Origin of the sequence: uncultured Odoribacter sp. (assembly GCF_937966165.1) — a bacterium.
GTDB lineage: Bacteria > Bacteroidota > Bacteroidia > Bacteroidales > Marinifilaceae > Culturomica.
The window spans coordinates 70,231-88,212 of record NZ_CALCLB010000010.1 but is presented as its reverse complement, the minus strand read 5'-3'; the positions used below and the strand labels follow the sequence as shown (position 1 = coordinate 88,212).

Genomic DNA, 17,982 nt, shown 5'->3' with positions numbered 1-17,982 from the left:
GTTTTATGCCGGAAGATTGCCGGTTTATATTGATTGTACGTGTATGTCTGTTCAAACTTCACCCCTTACACTGGGAACCGAGAAAATCGGTAAACTACTGATACATTATTCTTTGCCAGCCATCGTCGCGATGACAGCTTCCTCCCTCTATAATATGATGGATAGCATCTTTATCGGGCATGGAGTCGGACATCTGGGGATTGCAGGACTGGCTATCACCTTACCTTTTATGAATATAGCGGCCGCATTCGGATCTTTGGTCGGTGTAGGAGCCTCTACCCTGGTCTCTATGAAAATGGGACAAAAAGATTTGAAAAGTGCTACAGATATATTGGGGAATGTAGTTTTATTGAATTTGCTGATCGGAAGCTTATTTACCCTCGTCAGCCTCCTTTTCCTCGACCCCATTCTCCGTTTCTTCGGAGCCAGTGACGCAACTTTACCCTACGCCCGTGATTATATGGTAGTGATATTGCTGGGAAATATCATTACCCACGTTTATATGGGACTTAATGAAGTGATGCGGGCTTCCGGCTATCCTCAAAGAGCTATGTTGGCCACTCTTTTTGCAGTCGGGATCAACGGAATTCTGAATGCACTTTTTATATTTGTATGGGATATGGGCATACGGGGAGCTGCTTTGGGAACTATTACAGCTCAATTTCTCGCGCTCTGCGGAATATTACTCCATTTTTTCAGTCCCAAAAGCTTTATTCATTTCCAAAAAGGAATTTTCAACTTAAAACGCAACCTGACCCTAGGAATGCTGGCGATCGGGCTGTCCCCCTTTTTGATGAATCTTTGCTCCTGTATGGTAGTGATTCTCATTAATAATGGTTTGAAAAACCACGGAGGCGATATGGCCATCGGGGCTTTCGGTATCGTCAACCGTATCAGTTTTCTCTTTATTATGATTATCATGGGATTTAACCAGGGGATGCAACCCGTTGCAGGCTATAATTACGGAGCCCGTCAATTCGACCGGGTCATCCAGATATTGCGGTATACGATCGGGTGCGCCGTAGCGGTGGCAACTACCGGGTTTCTCATCTGTCAAATTTTTCCCAGGTCCATGATCTACCTTTTTACAACAAAAGAAGAATTGATCGATATTGCTGCCCGGGGACTCCGGATTGTTTTGGCGTTTTTCCCGCTCGTAGGCTTTCAAATGGTTACTTCCAGTTTCTTTCAATCTTTAGGCATGGCCAAAAAAGCGATTTTTCTGTCGCTCACCCGGCAGTTACTGTTTTTAATTCCCTGTCTCCTTATTTTACCGGAAATTTACGGGGAAATCGGAGTCTGGGCCAGTATCCCTGTTGCCGATATCATCGCTTTTGTTACCGCCCTCTTTATGCTTATCTGGCAATTACGCTATTTCAAGGAAATGAAAGAAAAATGAGTGAAGACCTTAATACCTCTTTTCCACATTTGCCCAATCTACAATTGTCCACAAATTCCTGATATGTTCCGGACGACGATTCTGATAGTCCAAATAGTAAGCATGCTCCCAAACATCAAATCCCAATAACGGAATAAATCCCCTGGATAGAGGATTGCCCCCATTACTCTCCTGAAAAATAAATAATTCACCTTGATTATTTTTAGCCAACCATACCCAACCCGAACCAAACAAAGAAGCTGCAGCATTCGAAAATTCATTTTTGAAATTTTCAAAAGAACCCCATTTTTTTTCAATGGCCTTCAGTAAAGCTCCGTTAGGTTGCTGGCGGGCATTCGGTGAAAAAGTATTAAAATAGATGATGTGATTCAATGCCTGAGCCCCGTTATCATATATCGGCCCTGTGGAGTATTTGACAATAGTTTCCAAATCACTGTTCTCAAAAGGAGTGCCTACAATCAATGTGTTCAGCTTGTCGACATAAGCTTTTAAATGTTTCCCGTAATGATAATTCATGGTTTCTTCACTGATAACAGGAGCCAAGGCATTCAAAGCATAAGGCAATTGCGGCATCTGAATTTTAGAAGCCGGTGTCTGAGCCTGCAGCTTATTGATACTTCCTCCTGCTATACTAACCATAATAAGCCAAAATCCAATTAAAATTTCTTTATATGACATATTGTTTCGTTTTAACGCTAATTTCAAAATATTTCAGTCTTCTCCCGAAGGGCGCCCGACATTTTCAGATTCTTCTCTTAATTCATCCATATAGTCAGATAAATTGTCCCGGGCATTTTCATCATCTATATCGTCTATATGATTTACCACGTTCATGTAGTTTTCCTCCAATTCTTCATCCCTTCTTTCCCTGGATTCAGAATATTCCCTTTTTCTCTTTTTCTCTTTCATAAGCCTGACTTTATCCGATTAAACTTCCTAAGGCCCTTGCGGGCCTGTATTATATCCTATAAAACGTAAAATACAAATAAAAGTTTTATAGGCAAAAAGAAGAATGAATCCTGATTCAATCCGATATTCTGCCTGAATGGCAATACCAGTCCTTACAAATTTTAACGACTACATCCGAACAAAAAGAGCTTTCCATACGTTATTGGCTATAGTTAAAAGAATAAGTAAACAATAAATTATAAAAACTATTTCCATGGCTACCGGTAAAACAAACAAAAACCTCTCAACCTGGCAATTGGCCTTAATGACAGCCGCAGCTATTATCAGTTTAAGGGGTTTACCAATGATGGCTCAGGAAGAGCTCACCATGTTTTTCTATATCCTCTTTGCAACCGTTCTCTTTCTGCTTCCGGCTGCTTTAGTGGGAGCAGAACTGGGAAGTGCTTTTGCAGACAAAGGAGGGGGAGTTTATACCTGGGTAAAAGAGGCTTTTAACCGCCCTCTGGGCTTTACAGCCATCTTTCTGCAATGGATTCAGAATGTGGTATGGTATCCTACAGTACTTGGATTTGCAGGGGCAGCCATTGCCTATATGATCGGTAAACCCTCTCTGGCACAAAACGGGGTATTTGTGGGTCTGTTTTCTATAGCAATGTATTGGTTTGCCACTTGGATTACCCTGAAAGGTACTTCTGCCGTCTCTAAAATTACAAGTCAGGGGTTTCTGTTAGGAACCGTACTCCCCGGAGTTGTCATTATCGTCATGGCTTTGATCTGGATTGTCGGGAAAAACCCCATTGCTTTCGAACATATTCCTGCCAGTATTTCGCAGGTTGCCAATGTAGACGTCGCTCATCATGTTCATCCCCGTTTTTTCCCCCATATGAACGGGATGAGTGATATCGCTTTCCTTGCCGGAATTCTTTTACTATTTGCCGGAGTGGAAGTTCATGCTGTACATGCTCCGGAGTTAAATAATCCACAAAAACAATTTCCGGCCGCAATGTTTTTAGCAGCTTTAATTTCATTCGGCCTGTTCACCCTGGGAGCTTTAGCTGTAGCCATTGTGACCCCTTACGAACAGATAAACTTACAGGATGGTTTGCTGGTTACTTTCCGGCAATTATTCGATCATTATCATATCGGCTGGCTGACAAATGTCATGGGCTTTTTTGTCGCCTTTGGAGCACTTGCCGGAGTTATGTCGTGGATTTCAGGTCCTAGCCGCGGTTTACTTTGGACAGCTCACGACGGTGAACTTCCCAATTTCATGAAAAAGACAAACCGGAATGGCATACAAATCAATATTCTTATCATCCAGGGATGTATTGTCACAATCTTGTCTTCCCTCTATATCATAATGAGTAATGTAAGTGTAGCATTTTTCTTACTCAGTGCCCTCACTATAGGATTATATCTCATTATGTATATGCTGATGTATGCGGCTGGAATTAAATTGCGCTATTCACAGCCCGACCTGAAACGAAGTTACCGCGTACCGGGAGGAAATGCCGGTATGTGGATCATTGCAGGTATCGGCTTTCTAGCCGTCCTCTTTTCCTTTGCAGTCACCTTCTTTCCTCCTTCCCAACTCCCTGTCGGAAGCCCGGCTTTTTATACAGGACTTGTCATTACAGGTACAATTGTATTTTTAGCCATCCCTCTTATTATCAGTTTCGTTATGGAAAAGAGAAGGAAAAAATATGCCAAAAGCATAGACGTCGAATGAATGTCGTGACAATTAACGAAACAAATATGCCGGTCGTTTCACTTTTATGTGGAGAAAAGTTTCGTTAACCCAAGCATTTTAAAGACAAATATTAATCCGGTATAAAATCGTTAATCATTTGAACCTTAGTACTTTCAATCCTTTAACGATTAAGACATCCGGATTTTTTAACTATTTTTTGACCTGTATCCATTTGCAAGAAAATTGTAAATGATATCTTTGCCTGCAAATAAAAAAAATGATTAAGGCTGTATTTTTTGATATTGACGGAACTTTAGTAAGTTTTAAGACTCACGAAGTACCCCCTTCTGCCATAAAGGCTTTACACCAACTGCAGTCCCGGGGAATACTGACATTCATCGCTACAGGCAGGCACATACTTTCTATCAACAATCTGGGGAGTTTAAAATTTGATGGCTATATAACCCTCAACGGAAGTTATTGTTTTGCCGGCTCAAAGCTCATTTACAAATGTTCTATTCCGGCTACCGATATCTCTACGCTTGTAAGTTATTTAGAGGAAAAAGAAAATTTTCCCTGTATTTTTGTGCACGAACATGCACTGTATATAAATGATACAAATGAACAGACCGAAACGACCTTCCGGCTTTTAAATTTTCCTCAGCCCCCAGTACTGCCATTGAAAGAAGCGGCCCAAGGAGAAACATTTCAATTAATCGCTTTCTTTAACGCAGCCCAGGAAAAAGAAGTCATGCCCCGTCTCCTTCACTGTCAAGCTACACGCTGGACTTCCCTTTTCAGCGACGTAATTCCGCTCGGAAGCAATAAGCAGATTGGCTTACAAAAAATGATGGAATACTATGGACTCTCCCGGGAAGAAATTCTTGCCTTCGGCGACGGAGGCAACGATATACCAATGCTGCAATATGCCGGAATCGGCGTGGCTATGGGAAATGCCAAAGATACAGTAAAACAATCTGCAGATTATGTCACCGCCTCCGTAGATGAAGACGGTATTTATAAGGCTCTTATTCAACTTGACGTAATTTCCGAAAAACCTTCTCAGAAACAGTAAATCATTCCCTCCTGTTAAAAAGGTATATTTATTGAATCCTCAAATTAAAACTTTTTTTAGATTTTAAAATTATTTTTGACACTCATGCAACTTTTATCTGTTCTTTTGCATCTTGTATAGGAAAAGGTAATTCACGTGAATGAATGAAGTATCATTAATACAGGAATGCAGAAAAGGAAACAGAAAAGCACAGGAAACATTTTACAATCAATTTGCCCCCAGGATGATGGGAGTATGTATACGTTACTCTCCTGACAGAGACAGTGCAAATGATTTGATGCAAGAAGGATTTATAAAAGTCTTTTATAATTTAAAGGAGTTTAAAGGAACCGGAAGTTTAGAAGGATGGATGCGAAAAATTTTTATTAATTGCGCTTTAGAAAAAATCCGGAAATCCAAGTTTACCCTACAAATTCAAGAAATTCCAAGTGATTGTGAAGATTCGTTTCCCTCAGCTGTAGAGGAATTAACTGCTACTGAAATGTTGCAGCTGATTCAGCAATTGCCCGAAGGATACCGTATTATTTTCAATTTATTTGCTATTGAAGGCTTTACCCATAAAGAAATCAGCGAAATGCTGAATATTTCCGAAGGCACCTCCCGCTCACAATATACCCGGGCAAGACAAGCCTTACAAAAAAAGATAAAAAATTTATATTGAAATGAAGGACAGAGACCGCTTCGAAGATTTATTTAAAGAACGATTACACAACTGGGAATGTGATCCGGAAGCCAATCTGTGGGGGAAAATTATGTCCCGTCTTCCAGCCGTCCCTTCCCCTTCCCGTCTCCATACTTTTGCTTCCCCCATTGCTGCCGGAATTGTATTGCTCCTTTTATTCGGCGGATGTTTATTCCTATTTCATTTTGTTTCCTCTAATCTAACTCCAGTAAAAAAGGAAGTAAATTATACTCCAAAAATAAAACCGGCAGGAGAAAAAATTGAACAATTTATAAAAAGAGAAGAAATACCCCTTCTCAAAACACAGGATTACTCTATTGAAAACCGGAATTTAATGACAAAGAATTTCTCTGCTGTTTCGCTAAAATCTTATCGCTCTGTTTATAAAGTACAGCAACCAGCCCTTATTCCGGTTTCGGGTCTGACACAGTATCCTCCTAAGCTTCCTTCTTTATCTCCCGATGTTAAGCTCTTTACAATTAAAAAGAAAAGACGAAATATACCTCTCAGCAACCGGAAATGGCGTTTTGGAATAGGAGGAAATAATCTGAACCTAGCAAGTGTTTCCAATACAAACTCTGAAGTAATAAATACCAAGTTTAATCCCGGTATTTCGTTTCAACCCGATCCCTCTTTCCCTCATCCCTTCCCACCCGTCTTTCCGGAACAGGCGTCTCATCCGAAACCGGTTAAAATAAAACACCGTTACCCGTTTCAATTTGGGCTTTCAGTATCCCGTCAATTATCCAAACGATGGAATTTCAACACGGGTATAACCTATAGTTATTTACAAAATAAAATTTATTATCAGGATGCAAGTTACAATATAAAACAACAGCTCCACTGGATGGGTATACCTGTTTCTTTCAGTTATCGCCTGGCTTTCTGGAAACGACCCTATTTTTATTTTACATTAGGAGCTACCGGAGAAATAAATATTGCTGCAAAAACTCATTTTAAATACAAAAATTCTTCTCAAAGCATTCATGGTATTTTCTGGAAAGGCTACACACACATTGGTCTTTCTTATCCACTCCTCCGCTATTTTTCCATTTATACAGAAGGAGGAATAACTTATTACTTTGACAAAGGGAAATATGAATTTCTCCGCTCAGAACATGCTTTCAACGTAACGGGGCAAATTGGCTTCCGATTTAATTTTTAAATACAAACCTATAAAAACAAATGTGTATGAAAAATCCAAAAAAACAACTAAACAAATGCATCTCAGGGGCGCTTTCTGTAGCCTTTAGCCTGATATGCTTAATGGCTTGCAGCAACGACGACACGGTCATTACTGAAACCCATATTATTCTTAAAGGGAAAACCACAGATGTCCATGATCAACACAGTATTCCTGGTATTCAAATTGTCATTCCGCTCTTTGATCCCAGTCAGGAAATGGTCCCTCCGGAAATTTGTAAAGCGACATGCGATACCTTAATTACTGACGAGAACGGTCAATTTAAATGGGAGACAAATAAACTTTTCCAAGAAAAATACAATTTTGAACTGTGGCTGACAGATATAAATTTCGTCCTCTATGGCCAAACACCTCCACCCAACCGCTATAAACCTGATACTGTAAACATAACCCTTACAAGAGACGACTTTAAAAAAATCAACGGTCAATATATAGCTGAAAAAGAAATAATAATTCCCTTAAATAACCGCTAATCTTTATTTTTACACATTAGGGACGTGCCCTAATGTGTAATTTACCACTTCAACCTTTCCGGAACAAAGAGCAAAACGCCAAAGAAAATCTAAAACAACCATCCCTTTTTCACATCCTTTGTTGCTTTTTCTTTTCCATGAAAAACAACAACAGCAGGTTTTTTGATATTAATATGCAAATGTGTAATTTGCTTTTCATCCGGAATCACTTCAATTCGTTTTCCTGATTTTTCTATCCTGCAATTGTACCCAACATATTCGCCCTCAGCACGTTCAATGAGAAAAGCATTGGCCAATACGGTTTCACCCATACATTTAAATACTTCATGTACATCATTATCCTGGCTGTTTACTGTCTGCCAGTCACTGATCATATTGACATATTGTTCTCCTATCGTAAACTTAGAGATATCGTATAAATAGGGATGAGGATTTCCAAAACTCAAATCCGAAAAATCATATTTTTTATCAGCACTACAAGCCTGTTCTACTTCCAAATGAGGATCTACCACAAAAGCCCATCGCAGCTGACCGGTTTTATAATCGATTAAATTGGCAAAAGCTCCCATCGCATTAAAAGTCTGTTGCAGCCATTTTTCTTCTCCGGTAAGCAAATAAGCATAATAAGTTGCATACGCCCGCCATCCGCTCCAACCATGAGGAGAATTAAACATATTAGGCAACATTTGCACATCATACTGGGCTTCCCAATCCCGCATAGTTCCCTGGCGTCTGCGTGCATCAGGAACCCGGAGCTGAGTGAGACAATCATGGCTGTTCAGGATTTGTAACATTGCTTCAGCATAAAGCTTCCGGTCCTCCTCCTTTTGTTGTAAAAGTCCCAATATCCCAATCTGCAAGGCCGAACAAGAAATCATGCCGTCTTCAAAAGTCATTTCCCCTTCTGTTTGAAAATCGCCCTGAGAAGCCACCAATTGATCGATAGCCCGCTTGGCAGACTGATAATGCCGCTCTCCCCGTTTCAGCCAGTTTGTATCCTCTCTGCCCAATTCCTGTTCAGCAATAGCCAATTCCAAAATACTCTTGGCTATATAAATAACACTTGTATAAACAGTTTTACGATTATAATAGGCCCCGTCTTCTCGCTGAGAAAAATGTATTAGCCAATCGGCCAGACGACTAGCCCGCTCTAAATCCCTGATATCCTTCCAAGCCTCATATTTATCAACGAGTATCCCGATAGTGGTAGAAGTGTTTTGAATACGGGATTTATAAAAAAGAGGCTGCATTTGAACAGTATCATGTAATTTTTGAAAAAGCATTTCAAAATACTCCCGTAGGGGTTTATCTTCATCCTCCGCCGGGAAATACCGGGCAGCCAAAAAAGCCGAATAAAACCCGTACCAACTCTCGGCATGAGAAGTAGGTTTCTGATGATACCGTTTTACATTTTCGCGGGTTTTCCGGAAAACCCACTCCCAAGGTTGATGAACCGAGAGTACAGCCTCAGCCCGTTTCCCCTCTGCTACAACATTTACCTGATATAAACCGGGCTTAGATAACATAACATTTACCCGTGTTCGTTTTGGGCTGATTCTTTCCGTTTGTACAGGTAAACCTATTCCGTCATCTGTCACAATCTCTATTTCCGGATGTAGACCCCATACTTGAAACTCAGCCTCCTCCCCGGAAGTATAGGAGGTACGGGAAATATCTACCAATGGTATAGCCATTACATCAGTAATCTTCTTCTCTAAATCCGACAATTTACCGACATTTAAAAAAGCAATCACCCAACTTTTAGATTCCCCTTGCTTCAATTCGTACAAATGCTGGGGGTGATGCGCAGGAAGCGGCAAGCAATTCAGTAAATCCAAATTTAATGCCTCAATCCGATGCCCCATAAACCAATAAGGGGCCGGATCCTGATACCCCAGATTATAATCGACACTCCAGGAAGCAATGGGTTGCTCACAGACTAAAGCCAAAGTATGCCCCTGAGGGGTCTGCATATATCCATAAAAATGAGTTCTCTCATTTCGCATCAGAGTAGGAAAATATTTGCCAAACCAATCGGGATATTTATCCATATAAGTATCAATTCCTAATTTTAAACCGGCTTTCTGAGGTTGAAAAGGAGCTGTCATCCGATTGGTTAATTTCACCTGAACAGCAGGATATTCCTCTGTAGACAAATATGTCAGTTCACATTCTATACCTCCAATTTCTGTCCGGAACGACTGGTTTCCAGTTGCTGTCCAAACCGGATTTTGCAATTTCCCCTCTCTTTTAATATAGAAAGAAGGTCCTTGTTTACTCCTCTCCCGAAAAAAAGGTATTGTGTCATTCCCCTTTTTATGCTTAAAAACAAGCTGTTTTATGTATCCTGCAGTATCTATCTGCATTTCCCAAACTTTAGTACTTATTGTCGACTGACTATATCCTTTATAAACAAGCACACAAATAAGTAAACACCACCAATATCTCATATCTGATTTGTTTATTTTCTTTTTCTGAAATAAAATACTATACCTATCATTAAAAAACAGATTCCCCCTCCGGTAAGCCCGTATTTCCACCATAGAGAACCTTTATTTTGTCCAGCAATTATTGGTATAGTCGTTTGTAAACCAATATCCTGAGTTTGGACAAGAAACTGTTTCACATCGTTGGAACATTCTTTCGCACGAGTCAATTCTTCAGCAGTAAAATAAGTAATTTCACAACTTTCCCTACTCTTTTTTGTAATAAAAGTAGAATCCGCTGCTTCATAATTCACCTCCTTTGTCGTATATTTTACTTCCCGTTCCAACCAATTTCCCAAAGAATCCGTTTTCAAATAACAAATTTCCGAAACTTGAACTGACATACCCGTTTCCCAGGATTCCGATTCCTTGATCTTCCATGGCAACGGCTCGTTTCCTTTATATATATACTCCACTTCCTCTAAATCACCATAATCTGTCCGGACAGATTTACAGACCCGCCCTAATTTGTCGAAAATGTAAAAAGTTCCTATACACCCATTCGAATGCTCTTTTACTTCTTTTCGGACATTTCCATCGATTTCAATATCATAAAATTCATCTTGTAAAATATACCGGTGAGAATTTATATAGTCAAAAACCGTTATATATTTTTCTGAATTTACTACTTGTACTACATTTCCAGTTGTATTAAAAACCAGAAATGAACCGTCATTATAGTTAACCGATTTTACTTTTCCATACAAACAATTCGTCTTCCATCCGGACATACCTTCCTGATCCACACCCCAAACTTCCAGAATCCCACAAATCCCCCAAAACAACAAAAGACAGATTTTTTTCATTATCAATTAACATATTCGATTGACCCACAAATATACACTTAATTTTACACACTAGGGACGTGCCCTAGTGTGTAATTTTATATCTTTACGCAAAAGAAAGATAATGAAATTCAAGTATCTTATTTATTCGTTATGGGTGTTGCTTTTTCTTTGCCTTGCAATTTTTTCCCATGCACAGGAAAGAGGTATAGTGTTCGATAATCCGTCTTTGGCCCCCTTAGCAGGTGTCAATATTTATTTAAATGGCAAAAATTCAGGTACTGTCACCGATGAAAATGGGATTTTTTACTTAAAAAATTTCCGTCTGCTGCAAGAAAATGATACACTCTATTTTTCCTATATAGGATACAATACACAAAAACTTACTTATCAAACTTTAAAAGACAGTAATTTTAAGGTATACCTTATTCCAGACCCACAACTTTTGAAGGAAGTTACAATTTATTCCGACTACATTACACTAAAGCGTTATATTAACTATACAAAACTGGCATCTCTTCCTGTTCAACTCTCTGATTTCGGAACATGCCTGGTCGGAAACAAAATTTATGTCATCGGCGGGGATAGTTCTTTCGAAGAGAAACTTGTCAGCGAAAGCCGGTACAGCACCTTTTGTTGGTATAAATACCGGGGAAACATGTATATATACGATATTTCAACAGATAAATGGGATGTCAGTATTCATAAATTTAAGGAAAGAGCGAACCATATTGCTCAGTATGACAAGGGTAAAATTTACATTATAGGCGGTAAAAGATTAGCTAAAAACAAAAAAGTTGACTACCTGGAAGATTGTATAGAGATATATGATACTTTAACTCAAAAAATATGGAAAGATTACACAAACCCACATCAGGCAGTCAATTTTGCATCCTGTATATACAACCACAATCTGATCCTAATGGGCGGTTCTACACGAATAAAAATAAACAACGAAAAAATATATTCCGATAAAGTGCATGCTTTGGATTTAAAAACCGGTTATTGGTATGAATTGAATAATATGCCTCAGGCACAAGAAGCCAAGGGTATCCTCATCGGCGATCAAATTTATCTGTTCGGAGGCTATAAAACAACCGCTCTAAAAACTATCCGAAGTTATAATTTAACTACAGGAGTATGGGAAACGAAAGGCCAACTCCTTTATGCGGCAGCAAGACCTGCTCTTGCACATTATAAGGATACCGTCTATATTTTTGAAGGTGATAAGATTCAGGTTTATAATGTAAAAACAAAAGAGATTAAAAATTTTCAAATTAATTTGTCTTTGAAATCCAGCGAATTGTTTTGCATAAATAATAAACTATATATATTGGGAGGAGCCGAAACTTCCGTTACTTCCAAATTCCCCTCACAAGATCTTTATAGTATTGATCTTCACGAATTCCAAATAACAGCCCCCTCAGAACGGGACTGAAAATTTAACTTACCAAACGACGGGTATAACTATAATTCTTCAATCCCCATACAATCAGTCCGCTAATTACAAAAACGGAACAAGCCATGCCGATAATCTGCAATATAGCAGGTAGGGAAGATTTCCAAACATCATAAGCAATTTGTACAAAAATAAAATGACAAAGATATATACCAAATGTGAGGGAAGCAATGCAGGACAACAGACGGGAAGACCGAATCTTCAATTTCTGTATAATCACAAAAACGGGAAAAGTCATCATAAAAACATTAATTCCAGCGAAATACCATACAATTTCCAGATTAGCATAATTACCCGGGAAATACTTCTGCGTTAGCAAAAAGCCCAAAGAGGTGATTAAATAACCACCGACAAACATCGGAATTGTAATCCCTAAAGTACGTTTCCAGCTCCACGTCAATGGATATTTTACTAAATAATAAGCTAAAATAATATAGCCGACAAAACCTGAAACATAGTAAAACGTTCCGTAAGGATTCCAATCACAGACTCCGAATAAACCCATATTTCCATAATTTCCCGTATATCCTAAAAGAGGAGCTAACATTTTCAAATAGGGCACAACCAGAGAAATGCCCCAAAACCATAAAAACAGTCGAATTTCTTGTTTTTTAGCCCGCTCAAGCCAACTGTTAAGAATAGGCATAATAAAATACAAACCTACCAGCATATAAAGGTACCATAAAGGGGTCGTATCAAAATTGAAATTGAAAATAAACGTGTATAATTTCATTCCTGTACCGCTCCAGGTATGATCTCCGGCAATTGCCATGTTCTGAGTAGCAGGATGTATATAATTCAGATACACAAAAAATAATATAGGTAAAAGAATAGACCAGAAAATAAGAGGAATAATAATCCGGCCGATACGTTTTATATAAAATTCTTTCATATCCATGCGTAAAGGGAATAATAATACCCCTGTCATCATCACAAAAAGAGGGACGCTGGAACGTACCAAACTTCCACTAAATACAGCGGTCAAAAAACTGGACCGATTCGTATCAAACTGTGCTGTAAAAGGGTCACAACAATGAGAAAAAATAACTAAAAAACACGCTAAAATACGCAATACATCTATCCATCCGATATTTTTTCTTTTTTCCATATTATAGATTTCCATCAATAATTAAATTTACCACAACATATTTTTAATCGCTAGTAGAGAATAAACTTTATGCTCTCTACCGGATTAAAATAAATATTCAGTTCCGCAGCAAAGATAAAGAAACATACTTCACTGCAAGAAATTTTAAGCTTTAATTATCGGAAACCTTTTTACAAATTTTAGAGGAAAGTCGAATTTTTACTTTTTGCTGGCTGCATTTCCATTCATTTCTACGATATCCGCCACAGTCGGATTGTGAATAGAGAGTCCACCATCCGCTATAATCGTCTGTCCCGTGATATAACAGGCATCTTCCGAAGCCAGGAAAGCAATTACAGCCGCAATATCTTCAGGTTTCCCCCAATAAGGGAGCACATTATGCCGTAAGAACACCTTCCGCATTTCTTCCGGCAAATTATTTAAAGCAGCCGGCGTCAATACTAACCCCGGAGCAACAGCATTACAACGGATATTCTTTTTCCCGGCTTGAGTAGCCGTATACCGGGTCAAATTTATTACCCCTGCTTTGGCTATACCATAATAAGTACCTCTAAAGTCAGCCGTTATTCCTCCTATTGAAGCAATATTGACAATATTACCGTTTCCCTGATTTTCCATTAGAGGGATCACTAACTGTGAAAGGTAAACTGCACAACGCAAATTAAAATGAAAAGCCTCGTCGAAATAAGAGATATCCAAATCTTCTATACTTCTGTCTTTCTGAAGATTTGTTCCTCCCACATTATTTACCAAAACATCAATTCTCCCGTATTCTTCTGCAGTAAAATTTACCAATTGCAAACAACTATCTAAATCTGTTGCATTAAAGTATCGGGACTGAACATCCGCTCCTTCTTTTCTCAATTCCCCTGCCAATTCATCTGCCCGATCCTTTGCATAATCTGCAATTACCACTTTTCCTCCTTCCTCTACCATCCGGCGGGTTGTAGCTGCTCCAATCCCAGAAGCTGCTCCGGTAATCACAATTACTTTATTCTCAAACCTCTTCATATCCGTTACATTATTTTATCTACTTCCCCTCTCTTATAACGTATATTTTCCCTCCATTGTTGTAAATTACACACTAGGGACGTGCCCTAATGTGTAATTTTTTGACTTCAATAACCATTAATCTCCGGTTTATTGATACACACCCCTAAAAGGAGCAGATTTAAAATATCAGATCAATATTTTAAACTATAAGTAATAAACCACTATATCTACTCCTCCTGATAAGATATATTAAAAATAGAAAAAATCATTTTTACACATTAGGGCACGTCCCTAATGTGTATCAGGAATTTTAGTAAAAACGAAGAAATAATGGGAACAGAAAATTATGCAATCAATGATCATATTTAATAAATTATTTACTTTAATAAAATAATATATTAATATTTTTGATTAATAAAAACTTGTTAATTCACATAAAAATGTGTTTTTTTGTTGAAAACTAAAATTATGGAACCTTTATATCAACATTTAAAAATGTTCGTATCTTCTCCAGGAGATGTGGCAGAAGAAAGGAAAAACGTAGAAAATATTGTAAAAAGGATCAATGACGTATTAGGAGAAACATTACACATAAATTTAAATATCGTAAGTTGGGAAAATATTCCGCCTGCTACAAATACCGAAGACATACAAGAAGAATTAAATAAAAAAATCAAAGAGTGTAATTTTTTTTTACTGATCTTATATAAAAGATACGGGACAATCGCTAAAAATGCAAAAAAATCGAATACAGAGAGGGAAATAGATACCATAATCGAGTGTGTCAAACAAGAAAAAAAGAAACAAATCATTTCCTATTTTAAAGAAATCTCTTCTAATGAGGATCCGGGACCTCAGGAAAAGAAAATAAAAGCTTTACAGAAAAAGTTAGCTAAAGATCATCATTGGTTTTACAAATCCTATAAAGACACCTACGATTTTGAAGTCAAACTAACTCATGATTTGTACAATCTTCTTCTGAAAATGCACACTTCTTCCTATAAAGTTGTACAATTAAAAAAATTCTGGAAATTCGGGCAAGTAGACGGGCAGAAAGGACCAGAGGTTGCGATTATCTATCCTCCAGTAGCGAAAGAGAATCTAAACAGTAAAATCAATAATTTTTGGCAAAGAAAGTTAGTCCCTTATATTAATTTTGAAGATTATAAAGCTCTTCATAAAATCATGAAAAATATTTCCATGATTGGTGGCAGCAGTTCTTATCGTGTATATTCCAAACACAGTCTACCAACGAATATAGGGGACCAGAATACGGTATGGATATGTCTACCCAGACAGGCAAAAGCCTTAGAAATACTTAAAAGAGATTATCCAGACAGGAAATTTGATATCATTCTGGGAAAAAAGAATGTGGAGCCCCAAATAGAATGGACGAATACCAAAGGTGAAAAAGTAATTATAAAGTCACCTTTATATTCTTATTTAAAGCGTCAACGTCCAGCAGAAATGCCAGACAACAATGACGTCAATTTTGAGAGTATCATAGCAAAAGATTTTGCTGTAGTGGCTAGATTTGACAAGGGGAATAAAAGAGGAGAATGGGAAAAGCTTAAAAACTATTTTATTGCGGGACTACACGGATTGGGAAATTGGGGAGCAGCATGGTATATCGACAGGAAATATTCAGATCTGGAGCAATTTTTAGACAACCAATATGAAAATATTCAAATTCTGTTGGAAGTAACTTATCAGGACGGAAGAATATCAGATGTCAGATCAATTTCAGATATCACTCAAAAAGAAATCGACGAAATGATCAGCAAAAAAAATGTGACGAATGTAATAAAAAAGTACAAAGACAATGCCTAAAAAGAACGGATAAAATTACACATTAGGGCACGTCCCTAGTGTGTAAAAAGAGAGGGGAAAAATTTTATTCCAGCTGATATTCTTTATTCCGCATATTGATTGTTTTTTTCAAATTCATTTCAGTTTTCTGAAAGGGGTTTTCCAAACCGAAATTATTTACAACAAAATTGCACCCCTTCCATCCTTCTTTGGAAAAGAGAAAATTCTTCCCAAAATCCCGAATAAATTCATATTGTTTTTTGTCATAAAAATCGAATTTATCCCTATTTCAATAGTATTTATATCGTTCCGAAAGAAAAACCTGCAACAGATTTCTATTGCAGGCTTAATTTACTTTTGATCGTTTTATGATTTTTCTTTGAGTGATCCAGGCGGGATTCGAACCCACGACCTACGGCTTAGAAGGCCGTTGCTCTATCCAGCTGAGCTACTGGACCAACACATTTACGGTTTGGCGGTGCAAATATAGAGGATTTTTGCGGGAATACAAACTTTTGTTTTATATTTTTTGCAAATGAGAAAGGAAGAAGGCTTTCATTTCTAAGGAGAATGTGTATTTTTGCCACTTTAAACGGAAAAGATGATAAACCCTGTCAAAGCAAATTTTTGGGCCCTGCTTCCCCTGTTTATTTTTTTAGGGGTCTATTTAGTCACTTCTTTAATTGTAAATGACTTTTATAAAGTACCGATTACCGTAGCTTTTGTTATTTCGTCTGTGGTAGCCATCGGAATGACCCGGAAAGAGAAATTGAGTGAACGGATTTCCCGTTTTTCTGCCGGAGCTTCGGATCACAATATTATGCTGATGATCTGGATTTTCATTTTGGCAGGGGCTTTTGCTCAATCGGCCAAAGCGATGGGTGCAATTGATGCAACAGTGAATCTGGCTTTACAAGTGCTTCCGGACAACTTATTATTGGGGGGAGTTTTTATTGCCGCTTGTTTTATTTCCCTTTCCGTAGGAACCTCCGTGGGAACCATTGTTGCCTTAACTCCGGTTGCCGTAGGAATAGCAGAAAAAACAGGTGTAGAATTACCTTTTATGGTAGCGATTGTCGTAGGAGGAGCCTTTTTCGGTGACAATTTGTCCTTTATTTCGGACACGACTATCGCAGCTACCAGAACACAGGGCTGTCAGATGAAAGACAAATTTAAAGTGAATAGCATGATTGTCCTGCCAGCGGCCATATTAGTACTTATATTTTACATTCTGGAAGGCTTACATATACAGGCACCCTCCCATTTAGCCCCTGTAGAATGGATAAAAGTAATCCCTTATTTAGCTGTATTGGGAACAGCTATAGCCGGGATAAACGTAATGCTGGTTTTGTTATTGGGAATCGGCATCACAGGTATCATCGGACTCTGTACTTCCGGTTTTGATGTTTTCGGATACTTTGGGGCCATGGGAAATGGTATTACCGGCATGGGAGAATTAATCGTAATTACGTTACTAGCCGGAGGCATGCTGGAAATGATCCGTTACAACGGAGGAATTGCCTATATTATTGAACGGCTTACCCGGCATGTTAATTCGAAGCGTGTTGCAGAACTCAGTATTGCCAGTTTGGTTTGTCTTGCCAATATCTGTACTGCCAACAATACAATTGCAATCATAACAACCGGCCCCATTGCCCGGAATATAGCTGAACGATTTGGAGTGGATAAACGAAAATCAGCCAGTATTCTGGATACTTTTTCCTGTTTTATACAAGGTATTATTCCCTACGGAGCGCAAATGCTGATCGCAGCAGAACTAGCCGGTATTTCCCCTCTTTCGATTATCCGGTATCTGTACTATCCGATTTTAATTGGTATTTGTGGCTTACTATCCATACTGCTGAGGTATCCGAAACACTATTCTTAGTCTTTTCAACCTGAAGAATACA

At 38.4% G+C, this 17,982-nt stretch carries 15 protein-coding genes and 1 tRNA gene; 9 read left to right on the top strand and 7 right to left on the bottom strand.

Annotated elements, in window-relative coordinates:
* The first annotated feature begins 43 nt into the window (after window positions 1-43).
* Window positions 44-1,399 (top strand): MATE family efflux transporter, encoded by a 1,356-nt coding sequence (locus tag Q0465_RS03425; protein WP_298612819.1) that lies wholly within the window; start codon window positions 44-46, stop codon window positions 1,397-1,399.
* Window positions 1,400-1,408: 9 nt separating this feature from the next.
* On the opposite strand, the gene Q0465_RS03420 is transcribed toward Q0465_RS03425, so the two are convergent.
* Together Q0465_RS03420 and Q0465_RS03415 are read right to left on the bottom strand one after the other, a co-directional pair.
* Window positions 1,409-1,972 carry a superoxide dismutase gene (locus Q0465_RS03420; RefSeq protein WP_298612994.1) on the bottom strand — a complete coding sequence of 188 codons (564 nt, stop codon included), beginning with the start codon at window positions 1,970-1,972 and terminating at the stop codon, window positions 1,409-1,411.
* A 138-nt stretch (window positions 1,973-2,110) separates the two neighbouring features.
* Window positions 2,111-2,308, bottom strand: a complete 198-nt coding sequence (locus Q0465_RS03415; protein ID WP_298612816.1) for a hypothetical protein — start codon at window positions 2,306-2,308, stop codon at window positions 2,111-2,113.
* 253 nt (window positions 2,309-2,561) lie between these two features.
* On the opposite strand from Q0465_RS03415, the gene Q0465_RS03410 reads away from it, so the two are divergent.
* The 5 genes from Q0465_RS03410 (at window position 2,562) to Q0465_RS03390 (ending at window position 7,432) form a co-directional block, all read left to right on the top strand.
* A complete protein-coding gene (locus Q0465_RS03410) occupies window positions 2,562-4,037 on the top strand; it encodes an amino acid permease (protein WP_298612814.1) in 1,476 nt (491 codons plus the stop codon).
* A gap of 238 nt (window positions 4,038-4,275) precedes the next feature.
* Window positions 4,276-5,073, top strand: a complete 798-nt coding sequence (locus tag Q0465_RS03405) for a Cof-type HAD-IIB family hydrolase (protein WP_298612812.1) — start codon at window positions 4,276-4,278, stop codon at window positions 5,071-5,073.
* Window positions 5,074-5,212: 139 nt separating this feature from the next.
* Window positions 5,213-5,734, top strand: coding sequence for a sigma-70 family RNA polymerase sigma factor (locus Q0465_RS03400; protein WP_298612809.1), 522 nt, complete (start codon window positions 5,213-5,215; stop codon window positions 5,732-5,734).
* A 1-nt stretch (window position 5,735) separates the two neighbouring features.
* Window positions 5,736-6,920 (top strand): hypothetical protein, encoded by a 1,185-nt coding sequence (locus tag Q0465_RS03395; protein ID WP_298612806.1) that lies wholly within the window; start codon window positions 5,736-5,738, stop codon window positions 6,918-6,920.
* A 26-nt stretch (window positions 6,921-6,946) separates the two neighbouring features.
* Window positions 6,947-7,432: a hypothetical protein gene (locus tag Q0465_RS03390; protein WP_298612803.1), complete on the top strand. Its 486-nt coding sequence runs from the start codon at window positions 6,947-6,949 to the stop codon at window positions 7,430-7,432.
* Between the two features lie 89 nt (window positions 7,433-7,521).
* On the opposite strand, the gene Q0465_RS03385 is transcribed toward Q0465_RS03390, so the two are convergent.
* Both Q0465_RS03385 and Q0465_RS03380 read right to left on the bottom strand, forming a co-directional pair.
* Window positions 7,522-9,798, bottom strand: a complete 2,277-nt coding sequence (locus Q0465_RS03385) for a hypothetical protein (protein WP_298612991.1) — start codon at window positions 9,796-9,798, stop codon at window positions 7,522-7,524.
* Between the two features lie 95 nt (window positions 9,799-9,893).
* Complete coding sequence (locus tag Q0465_RS03380; protein ID WP_298612800.1) at window positions 9,894-10,724, bottom strand: hypothetical protein; 831 nt, start codon at window positions 10,722-10,724, stop codon at window positions 9,894-9,896.
* A 103-nt stretch (window positions 10,725-10,827) separates the two neighbouring features.
* On the opposite strand from Q0465_RS03380, the gene Q0465_RS03375 reads away from it, so the two are divergent.
* A complete protein-coding gene (locus tag Q0465_RS03375) occupies window positions 10,828-12,141 on the top strand; it encodes a carboxypeptidase-like regulatory domain-containing protein (protein WP_298612797.1) in 1,314 nt (437 codons plus the stop codon).
* A gap of 4 nt (window positions 12,142-12,145) precedes the next feature.
* Here the strand turns inward: Q0465_RS03375 and Q0465_RS03370 are convergent, their stop codons facing one another.
* Both Q0465_RS03370 and Q0465_RS03365 read right to left on the bottom strand, forming a co-directional pair.
* Window positions 12,146-13,285, bottom strand: a complete 1,140-nt coding sequence (locus tag Q0465_RS03370; RefSeq protein WP_298612794.1) for an acyltransferase family protein — start codon at window positions 13,283-13,285, stop codon at window positions 12,146-12,148.
* Between the two features lie 183 nt (window positions 13,286-13,468).
* Window positions 13,469-14,281 carry an SDR family NAD(P)-dependent oxidoreductase gene (locus tag Q0465_RS03365; protein ID WP_298612791.1) on the bottom strand — a complete coding sequence of 271 codons (813 nt, stop codon included), beginning with the start codon at window positions 14,279-14,281 and terminating at the stop codon, window positions 13,469-13,471.
* Window positions 14,282-14,731: 450 nt separating this feature from the next.
* On the opposite strand from Q0465_RS03365, the gene Q0465_RS03360 reads away from it, so the two are divergent.
* Complete coding sequence (locus tag Q0465_RS03360; protein ID WP_298612788.1) at window positions 14,732-16,093, top strand: DUF4062 domain-containing protein; 1,362 nt, start codon at window positions 14,732-14,734, stop codon at window positions 16,091-16,093.
* 363 nt (window positions 16,094-16,456) lie between these two features.
* On the opposite strand, the gene Q0465_RS03355 is transcribed toward Q0465_RS03360, so the two are convergent.
* Window positions 16,457-16,530: transfer RNA gene (locus tag Q0465_RS03355), tRNA-Arg, on the bottom strand.
* Window positions 16,531-16,673: 143 nt separating this feature from the next.
* Between Q0465_RS03355 and Q0465_RS03350 the strand changes: the two genes are divergently transcribed.
* Window positions 16,674-17,960 carry a Na+/H+ antiporter NhaC family protein gene (locus Q0465_RS03350; RefSeq protein WP_298612786.1) on the top strand — a complete coding sequence of 429 codons (1,287 nt, stop codon included), beginning with the start codon at window positions 16,674-16,676 and terminating at the stop codon, window positions 17,958-17,960.
* Window positions 17,961-17,982 lie beyond the last annotated feature (22 nt).